The organism is Opitutus terrae PB90-1 (genome assembly GCF_000019965.1).
Taxonomy (GTDB): Bacteria; Verrucomicrobiota; Verrucomicrobiia; order Opitutales; family Opitutaceae; genus Opitutus; species Opitutus terrae.
The window spans coordinates 59421-73426 of sequence record NC_010571.1; the positions used below are offsets into that span (position 1 = coordinate 59421).

Genomic DNA, 14006 nt, shown 5'->3' on the forward strand with positions numbered 1-14006 from the left:
GCTTGAGCGCGGATCGGGCGCGGCCGATTGAAGGGGGAAACCCCTACTCTATGACATCTCCCCTGATTCGCCGTTTTGCCGGGACGGTCGCGCTCGGCGTTTGCCTTGCGTCCACCGCGGCTGCAGCTCCCACGATTGGCGTTCTCCTCAAAGGTCGTTCTGATTTTTGGACCGCCGTCGAAAAAGGCGCCGTCGAGGCCGCCCAGAAGGAAGGCCTCGAAATCACCGTCAAGATGCCGCTGGCCGAAGCTGACATCGGCATCCAAGTGCAGCTCCTCAATTCGATGGTCGCACAAGGCCTGCAAGCGATCGTCATTGCGCCCGACAGCAAGGACGCGCTCGCCGCTCCGGTCGCCGCCGCGATCGCAAAGGGAGTGAAGGTCGTCGTGCTCGACTCACCCATCGCCGGGCCAATGCCGGTTTTCGTGGCCACCAATCACGAGGACGCCGGTGCCGCCGCCGGCAAGTTGCTCACCACCTTCGTCTCCGAAGAGGACGAAGTCTGCATCCTCAAACATTCGCAGACCGGCGTCGCCACCACGCTGCGCGAGCGCAGCGCCTACAACGCCATCCATGACGTCTACCCGAAGATGGTCGTGCACCGCGACATCTACAGCGGCGCGGAAACCGGTTTCGAAGTCGAAAAAGCCAAGCTCGTGTTCAGCCAGCACCCCGACACCAAAGCGGTGCTTTGCTCAGGCACGCCCGGCACCATGGCGATGCTGAAGGTGATCGAATCGCAGCAGCTCGGCGGCAAGGTGAAGCTCGTCGGCTTCGGCTTTAATCTGAGTCCCACCATCGTGGCGGCGCTGCAAAACGACGTGATGCACGGCTGGATTGCACAGGTGCCCAAGGAAATCGGCGCCAAGGGCGTGACCATGGCCGCGGCACTGCTCAAGGGCCAGACCGTCCCTGAGCAGGTTTACTGCGACTTCGTCGTCGTAACGAAAGCCAACCTCGGCGAGCCGCAGGTACAGGCGCTGTTGCAGGAGTAGCTCGGATCGCCGAGGTGGAGCGCGTTGCCGCAACGCGCTTCCCCAATGGCTCTCCCCGGAGCCGAACGGTTTCGCCGTGCGGACCGCGTCGTCAGCGACGCGGCCGCGACGCGCACCGGCGCGCTGAGGGGCACGCGCGACGCTTATCGGCCGTTGTCTCCCTGGGGATGCGGCGCCCTCGTCGCATCCAAACGCTGGCGAGGCGCCTCTCTCCTTACCACACCAGCAGCCCGCCCGCGAACGTCAGCCCCGCTCCCACGCTGCAGAAGATAATCCGGTCGCCATCGTTGAAGATACCTTCTTCCGCGGCCCAGCCCAGCGCCATCGAGACGCTCGCGGCGCTCGTGTTGCCGTATTTCGAAATCGTCATCACGAACTTCTCGTAGGGAATCCCCACGCGACGGCTCACGGCTTTCAGGATTCGCTCGTTGGCTTGGTGCGGCACGACCCACGCGATGTCGTCGGTCTTCAAGCCTTCCCGCGCGAGGGTTTGCTCGATCTGCTCGGCGAACCCGTGCACCGCGTGTTTGAACACCGCCGCGCCGTCCATCTGAAGGAAAAAGTGATTGAGGTCGCTGCGCTCGGCACAGGGGAAGGGCCGCCGCGCGCCGCCGCCCGGTCGCTGAATCGCCTCGAATTGATTCGCATCGCCGCCCAGCCCCATTCGGTGCAGCCGGTGACCGTTCGCTCCCGCCGTCAGGATCGCCGCCCCCGCGCCGTCACCGAACAGGAACGCGGTGTGATGATCCTGCGGATTGGTGATCCGCGAGAGCAGCTCGGCCGTTACGACGATCAGATTGCGCGCCGTGCCCGACACGATGAACGATCGCCCTACTTCCAACGCGTAGAGCCAGCCGGAGCAGGCGGCGTTCAGATCAAACGCCAGCGCGTGCGGAATTCCCAGCCGCCGCGCCAGCGCACTGGCCATCGACGGCACGGGCTGGTCCGGAATCAACGTGGCCATGATCACGCCGTCGATCTGCGTCGCCTCGAGTCCCGCCTGCCGCAGTGCGTGCTGCACCGCGATCGCCGCAAGGTCGGTCGCACTCTCGTTTTCCGCCGCGTAACGCCGCTCCTTGATGCCCGTGAGCCGGACCATCTCCTCTTCCGTGCGATGCGGAAAGGCTTTGAGAATTTCGCTATTGGCCCGGATGCCCGCGGGCACGGCATAGCCGACGCCGGCGATGCACACGGTCGAAGAACTGGCGGATGTCATCGTAGAAGGAAGCGGTGCGCTCAACCTTGGCGCTTCTTGAGATATGCGGTCACGTCGTCACCCGACACGCGGTTGCCTGGTCCCGTGGCTTCGATGTCCGTGACCTTCGCCGGATCCAACCCGGCCTCCTGGGCGAGCTTCGTCGCGCGCGGCGTCCACACCAGCGGTTTCGGCGGCGCCGCCGGCGCACTCGGCGCCGCGGCCGCCGGCGCACTCGGCGCCGCGGCCGCCGGCGCGATTCCGCCTGGCGATTTCGAGGCGAGGTGCCGTTGGCTCTCGTCAGACGTTTCGATCTGACAGAAAACCTGCCCCGATTGCAGCGTCTGCCCGACTTGCGCCACCACGTTGCGAATCACCCCTTCGCAGGGACTCTCAAATTCGAAGGTCGATTTGTCACTCTCGAGGTCGCCGAGGCGTTGTCCGCGCGCGACGCGGTCGCCCGGTTTCACCGTGACCACGATCACGTTGAGCTCGCTCACAGTCGCGCCCATCGAGGGCACCGGCACGTCGATGATGAAAGTTTCCATGACAATCGAGGGCTGGGAGTCTGCGGGGCGACGGGACTTGGTCAAGGGAGTGCTCAGTCTGCGTTTGCACGCTCCATCCGTCGCTCCACGCACCGGTGTGCCTGCACCGGAGCTATTCCCGCGCGGCCTTCCAGATCCGCACGCAACGGGCGAGCAGCGCGGGCAAATCGGCCAGCGGGATCATGTTCGGACCGTCGCTGATCGCGTGCGCCGGGTCGGGATGCGTTTCCAAAAACAGTCCGTCCGCGCCCGCGGCCAACGCCGCCTGCGCGAGCGGCGGCACGAATTCGCGCTGGCCGCCGCTCTTGCCACCCGCCGCGCCGGGCAGCTGCACGCTGTGCGTCGCGTCAAACACCGTCGGGTAACCGTTCTGCCGCATGATCGCAAATGAACGCATGTCGACGACGAGGTTTTGATAACCGAACGTCGTGCCGCGCTCCGTCTGCCAGACCTCACGCGCCCCACCCTCGCGCAGCTTGCCGGTCACGAATTGCATCTCCTGCGGCGAAAGAAACTGCCCTTTCTTCACGTTGACCACCCGGCCCGTTGCCGCCGCCGCGAGCAACAGATCGGTCTGCCGGCAAAGAAACGCGGGGATCTGCAGCACGTCGCACACCGCCGCCACCTGCGGCACCTGCGGCCGCTCGTGCACGTCGGTAAGCACCGGGAATCCATACTCGCGCCGGATCAGCGCGAGCAACTCGAGCCCCGCCTCGAGTCCCGTGCCCCGGTCGCCTGCGAGCGAGGTGCGGTTCGCTTTGTCGAACGAGCCCTTGAACACCAGCGTCAGCTCCGGCTGCGCCCGCTGGATTTCCTGCAGTCGCTCGGCGACCGCGCGACACACGCGCTCGTTTTCCAACGAACACGGGCCGGCGATCACCAGCAGTTTTTTCGAATCGAAGAGCATGGACGCGTGCACGCAGCTTAGGCGGACCCACGCGGCGGCGCCGAGCCGAAATTGCACGGCGCGGCGCGCACCGGATTAAGCCTGCCGGCCTTTCTTCGCGGCCGACCGCCTGGTCCGCGCCGCGGATTTCGCCGCCGGTTTCCCCGCTCCGCGATGGCGCTTGATCGTCGCGGCGATGAACGCCGCGAACAACGGGTGCGCGCGATTCGGCTTCGACTGAAACTCCGGATGAAACTGCACCGCGACAAACCACGGGTGATCCTTGAGCTCGATGATCTCGACGAGATTCCGCCGCGGATTGATCCCGCTGATCACCACGCCGCCACGTTTGAGCTGCTCGACGTAGGCGTTGTTCACCTCGTAACGATGCCGGTGCCGCTCGCGGATGCTCTCCGCGCCATAGGCGCGGGCGGCTTTCGTGCCGGGCGTGAGCGCGCACTCGTAGCTGCCGAGCCGCATGGTCGCGCCCTTGTCGATGATCTTCTTCTGCTCCTCCATCATGTTGATCACCGGATGGGCCGGATTCGGCTCGAACTCGGTGCTGTTCGCCCCCTCCAGCTTCAGCACGTTGCGCGCATACTCGATCACCGCGATCTGCAAGCCGAGACAGAGTCCGTAATAAGGAATACCGGTTTCGCGCGCATACTTCGCTGCAGCGATCTTGCCCTCGGTGCCGCGATCGCCAAACCCGCCCGGCACGAGGATGCCGTCGAGCCCCTTCAACACCGCCAAGCCGCCTTTCTCCAGATCCTCCGCGTCGATCCGGATCACGTTCACCCGGCAGTTGTTCGCGATCCCCGCGTGCGTCACCGATTCGTAGACCGATTTGTAGGCGTCCTGAAGCTCGATGTATTTTCCCACGACTCCGATCGTGACCTCGTGCGCCGGATTCAGGAGGCGCTGCACGATTTTGTCCCAGATGTTGTTCGCCGGCGCCGGCGGCGTCAGCCCGAACAGGTCCGTCACCAGCTGGTCCATCCCCTCCTTCTGCAGCGCCAGCGGCAGTTCGTAGATCGAGTTGGCCACGTCCGCGCACTCGATCACCGCCTTCACCGGCACATTGCAGAACATCGAGATCTTGTCGCGCAATCCGGCGTCGAGCGGATGATCCGTCCGGCACACGACAATGTGCGGCTGAATGCCGATCTCGCGCAGCTTCGCGACCGACTGCTGTGTCGGCTTCGTCTTCAGCTCACCCGCCGCGTGCAGGAAAGGCACGAGCGTGACGTGGATGAAGATCACGTCGCGCGGGCCGTTCTCGAGCGCGAACTGCCGCATCGCCTCGAGGAACGGCAGCCCCTCGATGTCGCCGGTGGTTCCGCCGATCTCGGTGATCAGCACGTCGACGTCCTTCGCCGCCTGGTAAATCCGCTCCTTGATCTCGTTCGTCACGTGCGGAATCACCTGCACCGTCTTGCCGAGATAATCTCCGCGCCGCTCCTTCTGGATCACGCTCTCGTAAATCTGCCCCGAGCTGAGGCTGTTCATCCGCGACAGCTTCCCGCTGGTGAACCGCTCGTAATGGCCGAGATCGAGATCGGTCTCCGCGCCGTCTTCGAGCACATACACTTCGCCGTGCTGGAAGGGGCTCATGGTGCCCGGATCGACGTTCAGGTAGGGATCGAACTTCTGGATGCGCACGGTCAGCCCGCGGAGTTCCAGCAACGCGCCAAGGGAGGCCGCAGTCAGGCCCTTCCCCAATGACGACACGACCCCGCCCGTCACGAAGATGTATTTCATTGGGGTCCGTTACATGAGCGCGCCGCCGAAGCGTGACAAGCCAAAGCTCGGCTCGTCCGCGTGGCACGGGCATCTTGCCCGTGATGGCTTGGGATGCGTGGTCTCCGGCGGCGCGTAGTATCCGCCGCCCGGGCGAACACGGCAGGGCGGCTTCCACGGGCGGGACGCCCGTGCCACATGGCTCCTCAGCTCCCGGCGGCCGGCCTCAGCCACTCCAGCAGCAGCCAAACGGTGCCGATCGCTCCACCAATCAGCACCAGCGCCATCAGCAGATACAGGCTCCACTTCAGCACCTTCGCGAGGATCCAAAGCACCAGCACCGCCACCACCGTCAGCACCGCCGCGACCACCCAGTCCGGGTAGCCCGCCAGGAAATCGACCACGGGTTTCAGCGACGGCGGCAGCGTCATGCTCCTCTTAAGCCCCGACGCTGCAGCGGCTCCAAGCAAAATGATTTGCCCCCTCCCGCGCCGCTTGCCCCACTGCCCGGATGCATTCGAAGCCGCAGCTGCTCGCCTGGGTGACGTGCGACGGGGTCCACATCGATCCAGCCACGGGCAAACACACGCTGCTCGGCATCTTTTCCAACATCGGCGCGGCCCAGTTTCCGTTCGTTCACCCTTACATGATCTGGTTTCTCACGCTCACCGACTGCGGGCCCGGCCAGCACCGGTTGCGAATCTCGATGGCGATGGGCAACGAAACCCCGCGCCCGATGATCGAGCGTATGTTCGAATCGGTGAGCCCGCTACACCGGATCAATTTGATCAATGACATCCGCAACCTCGTGTTCCCGCAGCCGGGCGTCTACTCGATCCTCGTCGAAATCGACGACGAGCCGCTGCTCGCCACCGACCTCACGGTGACGAATTAGCGTGCCCGTCGCAAATGTCGCCACCTCGACTCCCACCAGACTCCACCTTCATGTCCTCCTTCGATCTTATTGGTGTCGGTTCGCCGATCATGGATTTGCTCGCCACCGTGCCCGAGTCGTTCCTCCAGCACGTCCGCGGCGAGAAGGGCGGCATGGTCCTCGTCGACGCGGACGAAATGCACGGAATCCTCTCGCGACTCGAGATCGCGCCCGCCACGTCGACCGGCGGGTCCTCAGCGAACGCCACCTTCAACGCCGCGCGGCTCGGGCTGCGCGCGTCCTTCCTCGGCAAGCTGGGCAACGACACGCTGGCCGCCAGCTATCGCACCAGTTTCGTCGCCGCGGGCGTCGATGGCTCGCGCTTCAAACGCGGCGCGCTGCCCAACGCGCGCTGTCTCGCGCTCGTCACGCCCGACGCGCAGCGCACGCTGCGCACGTGTCTCGGCGCCGCGATGACACTCGCCCCGGAGGAGATCACGGCCGCCGATTTCGCCGGCTGCCGGCACGCCCACATCGAAGGTTACCTGGTTTTCAACCAGGCGCTCGCCGACGCGGTCCTCGCCGCCGCGCGTGCCGCCGGTTGCACCGTCAGTCTCGATCTCGCCTCGTTCGACGTGATCAACGTCACGCGCGACTGGATTTTTTCCCAGCTCCACAAGGGCATCGACGTGGTCTTCGCCAACGAGGACGAAATCCGCGCGCTGTTTCAGGACCAGACGTCAGACTACGCCACGCTCACGCGCCGGCTCGCCGACTACGGCGTGCTCGCCGCCGTGAAGCTGGGCAAAGACGGCGCGTGGCTTGCCACGGGCGACGAGATGCACCGCATCGCTCCCGTGATCGTGACCGACGTCATCGACACCAACGGGGCCGGTGACGCGTGGGCCGCCGGCTTCCTCTTCGGCTATCTGCGTGGCTGGCCGCTCCCGCAGTGCGGTGCGGTCGCTTCGCTGATGGGCGCGGAAACCGTGCGGCATCTCGGCCCGATCATTCCGGCCAGCCATTGGCCCGCCGTCCGCGCCCGCGCGCTGGCGCTCGCTTCCCGCCAATCCTGACACCGCTCCTCCGTAGGGCCGGCGCTCGCCGCCGGCCACGAATGTGCGGACGGTGGCATCGTCCTCGGCTGCCGGCAAGCGGCAGCCCTACCAAGCACGCGCCTCATACTTCGCTCGTCTGCGGCGCCAGGCCGCGGCCTTAAGCCGCGAAATACCGTCGCCAGCGCTCCGCTGCTTCGCCATAGCGGATCGATCGTCGTCCAGCCCCTTCCGGGCAACCGGCTCGTATCCTCCACGTGAATCCGTCCACGCTGCTTTCCCTCCAGAGCGTCAGCAAACGCTACGGCAGTCTGGCCGCGCTCGACCAGGTGTCGCTCGCGATCGCCCCGGGCGAGTTTTTCGGACTGCTCGGCCCCAACGGCGCCGGCAAGTCCACCCTCATGGCGCTCGTCGCCGGTCTGCGCGCCCTCGACGGCGGCGCCATCACGCTCGACGGCCAGCCCGTGTCGTCCACCGCGTTCGCCGCCCGCCGCGCGCTCGGGCTCGTGCCGCAATCGATCGCCCTCTACTCCGAACTCACGGCGGAGGAGAACCTGCGGATTTTTGGGGAACTGCAGGGGCTCCGCGGCGCGCAACTCAACGAACGCCTCGACGAAGCGTTCGCCGCCGTGCAACTGCAGGACCGGCGGCGGGCGCAGGTGAAGACGTTTTCCGGCGGCATGCAGCGCCGGCTCAACCTCGTCGCCGCGCTGCTGCACCGCCCGAAGCTGTTGCTGTGCGACGAGCCGACCGTCGGCGTCGATCCGCAGTCGCGCAACGCCATCTTCGACTACCTCCAGCAGCTCAATCGCAGCGGCGTCACGATCATCTACTCGACGCATTACATGGAGGAGGCCGAGCGCCTGTGCTCGCGGATCGGCATCATCGATCACGGCAAAATCCTCGCGCTCGGCTCGCTCGACGAGCTGCTGACGCAGTTGCCTTTCGAGGAGGAGATCGCGTTTCCCGCGACCCCGGCCACCGCCGCCCTCGTCAGCCAACTCGGCGCGCATGGCGAACTCACCACCGCGAACGGCGCCCACCGGTTCCGACCGCGGCCAGCGTATCCGTTGTCCGCCTTCTTCGCGCTCACCGAATCACTCGGTCTGTCGCCGCGGTTATTCGTCAGCCACCGGCCCAGCCTCGAGGCGCTGTTTCTCCGGCTCACCGGCCGCACCCTTCGCGATTCCTAACCCTCCGATGCGCCCCACGCTCATTCTGCTGCGCAAGAGTCTGCGCGTCTTCCGCCGCGCCAAGGCCGCGGTGATCATCACGTTCGTCGTTCCGATCACGCTGATCTATCTCTTCGGGCATGTCTTCGGACTCTACCGCAAGGACAGCGGGCCCAGCGGCATCCCCGTCGCGGTGGTCGACGCCAGCGGCGACCCGGCCGCGCTCGATTTGATCAACGCCCTCCGCGCCGAGAAAGCCCTCGCGGTGATCGCCGACACCGCCGGCGCCGATGGCTCCCGCCGCGCGTTGACCGAGGCCGACGTCCGCGCCGGCCTGCACGACAACCAGTATCGCTTCGCCCTGATCCTGCCCGCCGATCTCATCTCCTCCGCGCGGCTCGGGCTACACGTGAAGTTCCTCTCCAATCCGCGCAACGAGATCGAAGCGCAGATGGTGAACGGCCTCCTGCAGAAAACGATCTTCACCAAGGTCCCGCAACTCCTCGGTCGCTCGCTGCAGCAACGCGCCCGCGACGTCATCGGACCGCAACGTCTGGAGCAGTTCAACGAGGGACTCGCGTCGTCCGTCAGCTCCGCGTTCGGGGGCGACAAGGAGACGATCAAACGCCAGATCGCATCGGGCGATCTGTTCCCCAGCTCGGCTTCCTCCACCGCTCCCGCCGATCAGCCGGCGAAAGCAGACGGCGCCGCCGATGTGCTGTCGCGAATCGTGCGGATCGAGACCGAACAGGTGGCCGGCAAGGACGTGAAGAACCCGATGGCCGCGCGGATCGTCGGCGGCTACGCCATCATGTTTCTGCTGTTCGCAGTCAGCGGCTCCGCCACCGCGATGTTCGAAGAACGGGAGTCCGGCGTCTTTCAACGGCTGCTGTCTTCGCCGGTTCGGCCCGCTCACATTCTATGGGCCCGCTATCTGTTCGGGATCATTCTCGGGCTGGTGCAGATTTCCGCGCTGTTTCTCGCCGGCCGGCTCTTTTTCGGCTTGGACATCTTCAGCCACGCCGGCGCGCTCTTTGCGGTCGCGCTCGCGGCGGCGGCCGCGTGTTCGGCGTTCGGCATGCTGATCGCCGCCTTCGCCCCCAGCGCTCCCGCGGCGCAGGGGCTGGCCACGTTTCTGGTCATCTCGATGAGCGCGGTCGGCGGCGCCTGGTTTCCCGTGAGCTTCATGCCCGATTACATCCAGGTCGTCAGCAAGCTGACGCTGGTTTACTGGTCGGTCGAGGGGTTCACTGACGTGCTTTGGGCCGGTCGGTCGCTCCTCGAGGTGCTGCCGAAGATCGGCATCCTCGCCGGCATGTCCGCCGCGGTGCTGGCCGTGTCGCTCTGGCGGTTCGGCCGGAGCCGGATGTTCGAGTAGCGAAACCCTGACGCCCCGCGCGTCAGACCGGATCCGGTAAACGCCTATGTTTGCCTGCGCGCCACGCGGGCGGGAACGCATCGTGCCCCGCGGGGTCGGTCGGGGCCGAATTCTTACTCACCCATGAAAAACATCGTCGGCATTATCCTGATCGCACTCGGCATCTTCCTCTTCGTCCAGGGGCTCAATCGCAAGGACTCGATCGTGGGCGCCGCCTCCGAGGCCGGCACCGAGGTCGCCAACGCCGTCGATGGCGGCTCGCGGCAGCCCAAGCACGTGATCTACATGGTCGGCGGCGGCATCCTCGCCATCATCGGCGTCGCTGTCATGGTGCGGAAGCCGCGCTCGGTCTGACGCATTCGCGCGCGAAGCGCGTTCCCCACACATGGGCGAGACGCCCATGCCCCGTGGCACGGGCGTCTCGCCCATGGGGTTGTAGACGCACTTGCTGCGCCCTCCCACGAATCCTGCTGAACACGCGGGCTCTGGTGCAGTGCTGTGCGTCGCGGTTGGATGACAGGAACAGCCGCAGTGCGGACTCGCCGCCCTGCGCCGCGATGAGGCATTGGTTCAACATGTCGCTCACCGCCCAGACTCGCCTGCCTTCCGCCCCCGCCGCCGGGCGAGCGGTGCTTTGGGGCGGACTGCTGTGCGGCGTCGGCGATCTGAGTTTCGCCTTTGTGTACTACGGCCTGCTGCAGGGTCTGGGCGTCGTGCATGTCATGCAATCGGTCGCCGGCGGGTTGCTCGGTCGGGCAACCTATTCTGGCGCTGCGGCGTCCGCGAGTCTCGGCGTGGCGCTCCACTTCCTCATCGCGTTCATCATCGCCGCGATCTATGTGGCGCTCAGCCGCAAGGCCGCCGCACTCCGCGAGCGCCCCTTCGTGTTCGGCGCGCTCTATGGCGCCGGAGCCTACGTCGTCATGCAGATGATCGTGCTGCCGCTTTCCGCCTGGCACTCGCCGTTCTGGCCGCCGAACGTCGCTCTCATTCCGTTTATCGGTCACATCGTCCTGGTCGGGCTTCCGATCGCGCTCGCCACGCGTCGCTTCGCCTGCTGAACCGCGCCTCTGCGCGGAGCCAGCGAACCGCGCAACCCCGCCGCCGTCCGATTACGTTTTAGGGTCACTGCCGGCTCGAAACCGCGCTACTGGCAGTCACACTGTCCGCCATGAGTGCCCCAGCCAGCCGGCTCGTCCCCTTCGGCACGATCCTGGCGTTCGCGTTGCTTCCCGCCGCCCGTGCTGCAGACGCGCCTTGGCGACCGTTCTCGCCCGACAGTCCGTGGAATCAGCCGATCGCGCCCGACGCGCCGGCGGATCGCGATTCCGCGCGCTTGGTCGACGAACTCGCCTCGCGCGGTCCGCTGCTCATCAACATCAAGGACTGGTCGATCCCGGTCTACTTCGTCGACGCCGATTCCACCCCGAAGCACGACGTGGGTGATCTGCGACCCGGCGTCTACGGCGCGGGATTCGAGTTTCCGCGACAGATCCCGATTCCCGCGGGGGCCCAAGCCTCGCCCCCGACCGAGGGCGACAGCGACCAGCATCTTGCGATCATCGATCGTCAAAAAAACCTCGAATGGGGCATGTGGTGGGCACGGCAGGACGAGCACGGTCGCTGGTGGACCGGCCTCGGCGCCGTCACCGATCTCTCGAGCTCCGGCGTAGCTCCGCCGTGGTTCGCCTCTGCGCGGGAGTTCGACTCGCACCGGGCGCGCGCGAGCGGTTTCCCGCTGATCGCGGGATTGATCCTGCGCGAGGAAATCGCCGCGGGCGAAATCCCACACGCCCTCGTGTTTGCCTACGATCGCTGCCGCAGCGCCTTCTTCATTCCGCCGGCAAGCACGGCGCAGGTCACGCGTCCGGATATCCAAAACTCCAGCGGCATCCCGATGGGCGGCCGGATCCAGCTCGATCCCGCGTGGGACGTGGAGAACTCCGGACTCTCGCGCAGCGGCAAGATCATCGCCCGCGCCCTGCAGCGCTACGGCGCCTACTGCGGCGACTTCGCCGGCGCCAACGTGCTCTACGCCGAAAACTCACCCGAGGCCGTCGCCGCATGGAGTGGCGTGCTCGACAAGGAGGAACTGACGCGAGTCTTCACGCCGGAGATGATCCGCCGCCATTTTCGCGTGCTCGACCTGGCCGAAATCCTGCCCGGTCAGAATCTCGAGGTGCCCGGACCTTACGTGCTCGCCTTTTCAGTCCGCGGCGAATCGGCCCGCGCTGAAATCGATCATCTCACCCGCACGATCATCGTGTCGCGTCCAGCCGACCGGCGCGCCGCGATGAAAGCGACCGCGACCTGGACGACGCATCCGCGCGAGGCCCGCGTGACCCTCAATGGCCAACCGGCCCCGACTTCGCCGACGATCGATCTCACCGATACCACCCGGCTCACGCTCACGACGCCGGAGGGTCGGAGCAGCACGTGGACCATCGTGGGCCGCGAGGCGGACCGCGAAGCTGCGCGGCAGACGCCCCGACGCTTTTTCGCCGACGACAGTTTCTGGAATCAGCCGATCCCCGCTGATGCGAAGATTGATTCACGCACCGCGCGTTGGATCCGGCTGCTCGAGTCGGAGCCGACCGGCGAAAACTTTCTGGTGAACAGCAAACAGTGGACGATTCCTGTCTACGAGGTCGATCGCTTCACGCCGGTTCATCACATCGGGCTGCTCGCGATCACGCCGGAGGAAAAGATCCGCTGGCACACCGATCGCGCAACGTTTGGCCACGGTCCGGGCTTCGACTACGTGCCGATTCCCGCCGCCGCTTCGCCCGATCCGAAGGCCGACTCGCATCTCGCCGTCGTCGATTGGGAGCGCAATCTCGTGTGGGACATGTGGGCGTTGTCGCGCAATCTCGACGGCTCGTGGAAATCCGCGACCGGCATGGTCTACGCCGCAGACGGGCCGGGCGTTTTCTCGACGGAGCAGCTCGGCGTGCGCGACGGCGAAAGCGTCCACTTTCACGGGCCCAGCCGGGCCGCCGGGGTGCCCGCGGTCGCGGGGCTGATCCGCTATGACGAAGTCGCCGCCGGTGAAATCCGCCACAAGATCGCGGCCGCTTCGCGCTTCTGTGCCTACAAGGAATTCGTTTTTCCCGCGGCGTGGACCGACGGTTTCACCGAGGGCGGCATTCCCGAGGGCACCGTCATCCAGCTCGATCCCGCGCTCGATCTCTCGCAGTTCAAGCTCACGCGTGAGGAGCGGATCGTCTGCGTCGCACTGCAGCGTTACGGCATGGTGCTCGTCGATATTGCCCAGGGACAGCCGATCTATGCCGAAGGGCTTTGGGGCCATCCCGGCAAATCGTGGGACGGCAAGCTCGATCACGGCCCCGGCGGCATTTCAAAAATTCCGTATCGCCATTTCCGGATGTTGCAGGCCGGCCCGGTCACCCGCCAGGGCGATGGCCGCTCGAAGTTCGCTCCAGTTTGGGAGGCCCCCTGAGCTAATGTTCGAGGTGAAGCGTCTGCCGGGCCCCTACGAAAATGTGTAACACCTGTTACATCGTTTCGTCGGTGCTTCGATCGCCGCTCCTCTAACTGCATCGAAGGGACCGGCGACAGGTGAGAATTCCCCGCCCTGTGGCAGCAACCTGTTGAACGACGTTACTCCCTCCTGCACCGTCCACGCGAAACTTTGTAACAGGTGTTACACGTTTTCGCGCGGCAAGACCGCACGATCGGCCGGGCGGGAAGGGGCGAGGACGACTGTCGCGACTAGTCGACCGAGATCGCGCGGCCACCCTCACGTTTGTCGTAGCTGCGGAAGGCAAACATCGTTTCGCTGTCGACGATCCCATCGGTCTTCAACAACTGGTCCGTCACGATCGATTCGATTTTGTCGATCTGGTCGCACTTGATCATCACAAGCAGATCGTAGCGACCGGAGATCGAATAGACCTCGGTGATGTCGGGAATCTCCAGCAGCTTCTCGGCGGTGCCGGTGACTTTGTTGTGGTCGATCTTGAGCAGGACGATTGCGGTGGCCATGAGCGCGGGGTTTGCGCGCGAACCTACTCGCGGTTTGCCTACACACAAGGGGGAAGCGCCGCGTGATTTTTTATCGCCCAAGCGACGCGACCGCTCGGCGGTTGAGTTACGAAAACATCGCGCGACGCACTCGGGCGCCGGCGAGCTGCGCCCCGACG

The 14006-nt window shown here is 65.7% G+C and carries 14 protein-coding genes; 8 read left to right on the top strand and 6 right to left on the bottom strand.

Features of this window, described 5'->3' with window-relative positions; translation table 11 throughout:
* Positions 1 to 2 precede the first annotated feature (2 nt).
* On the top strand, positions 3 to 995 hold the full coding sequence (locus OTER_RS00250; protein WP_148217950.1) for a substrate-binding domain-containing protein: 993 nt from the start codon (positions 3 to 5) through the stop codon (positions 993 to 995).
* A 214-nt stretch (positions 996 to 1209) separates the two neighbouring features.
* On the opposite strand, the gene OTER_RS00255 is transcribed toward OTER_RS00250, so the two are convergent.
* The 5 genes from OTER_RS00255 to OTER_RS00275 all read right to left on the bottom strand — a co-directional run bounded on the left by OTER_RS00255 (position 1210) and on the right by OTER_RS00275 (position 5795).
* Complete coding sequence (locus tag OTER_RS00255; protein ID WP_012372878.1) at positions 1210 to 2211, bottom strand: 3-oxoacyl-ACP synthase III family protein; 1002 nt, start codon at positions 2209 to 2211, stop codon at positions 1210 to 1212.
* Between the two features lie 20 nt (positions 2212 to 2231).
* Positions 2232 to 2738 (bottom strand): biotin/lipoyl-containing protein, encoded by a 507-nt coding sequence (locus OTER_RS26545; RefSeq protein ID WP_012372879.1) that lies wholly within the window; start codon positions 2736 to 2738, stop codon positions 2232 to 2234.
* Between the two features lie 112 nt (positions 2739 to 2850).
* Entirely contained in the window at positions 2851 to 3645 is a 795-nt protein-coding gene (gene kdsA / locus OTER_RS00265; RefSeq protein WP_012372880.1) for a 3-deoxy-8-phosphooctulonate synthase, read from the bottom strand.
* A gap of 75 nt (positions 3646 to 3720) precedes the next feature.
* A complete protein-coding gene (gene pyrG / locus OTER_RS00270; protein WP_012372881.1) occupies positions 3721 to 5385 on the bottom strand; it encodes a CTP synthase in 1665 nt (554 codons plus the stop codon).
* Positions 5386 to 5570: 185 nt separating this feature from the next.
* Positions 5571 to 5795, bottom strand: coding sequence for a hypothetical protein (locus tag OTER_RS00275; RefSeq protein ID WP_012372882.1), 225 nt, complete (start codon positions 5793 to 5795; stop codon positions 5571 to 5573).
* 80 nt (positions 5796 to 5875) lie between these two features.
* On the opposite strand from OTER_RS00275, the gene OTER_RS00280 reads away from it, so the two are divergent.
* The 7 genes from OTER_RS00280 (at position 5876) to OTER_RS00310 (ending at position 13303) form a co-directional block, all read left to right on the top strand.
* A complete protein-coding gene (locus tag OTER_RS00280) occupies positions 5876 to 6259 on the top strand; it encodes a DUF6941 family protein (protein WP_012372883.1) in 384 nt (127 codons plus the stop codon).
* A gap of 50 nt (positions 6260 to 6309) precedes the next feature.
* The gene (locus tag OTER_RS00285; protein WP_012372884.1) at positions 6310 to 7314 is read left to right on the top strand and encodes an adenosine kinase; all 1005 of its coding nucleotides are present in this window, start codon (positions 6310 to 6312) and stop codon (positions 7312 to 7314) included.
* A 236-nt stretch (positions 7315 to 7550) separates the two neighbouring features.
* Positions 7551 to 8486 (top strand): ABC transporter ATP-binding protein, encoded by a 936-nt coding sequence (locus OTER_RS00290; protein ID WP_012372885.1) that lies wholly within the window; start codon positions 7551 to 7553, stop codon positions 8484 to 8486.
* 7 nt (positions 8487 to 8493) lie between these two features.
* Complete coding sequence (locus tag OTER_RS00295) at positions 8494 to 9843, top strand: ABC transporter permease (RefSeq protein WP_012372886.1); 1350 nt, start codon at positions 8494 to 8496, stop codon at positions 9841 to 9843.
* A 123-nt stretch (positions 9844 to 9966) separates the two neighbouring features.
* Positions 9967 to 10197, top strand: a complete 231-nt coding sequence (locus tag OTER_RS00300; RefSeq protein WP_012372887.1) for a DUF3185 family protein — start codon at positions 9967 to 9969, stop codon at positions 10195 to 10197.
* Between the two features lie 221 nt (positions 10198 to 10418).
* Positions 10419 to 10904, top strand: a complete 486-nt coding sequence (locus tag OTER_RS00305) for a hypothetical protein (protein WP_044891999.1) — start codon at positions 10419 to 10421, stop codon at positions 10902 to 10904.
* A gap of 110 nt (positions 10905 to 11014) precedes the next feature.
* Entirely contained in the window at positions 11015 to 13303 is a 2289-nt protein-coding gene (locus tag OTER_RS00310; RefSeq protein ID WP_012372889.1) for a hypothetical protein, read from the top strand.
* A 272-nt stretch (positions 13304 to 13575) separates the two neighbouring features.
* Here OTER_RS00310 and OTER_RS00315 read toward each other — a convergent pair whose 3' ends face one another.
* On the bottom strand, positions 13576 to 13848 hold the full coding sequence (locus OTER_RS00315) for an Lrp/AsnC family transcriptional regulator (RefSeq protein ID WP_012372890.1): 273 nt from the start codon (positions 13846 to 13848) through the stop codon (positions 13576 to 13578).
* Positions 13849 to 14006: the final 158 nt, after the last annotated feature.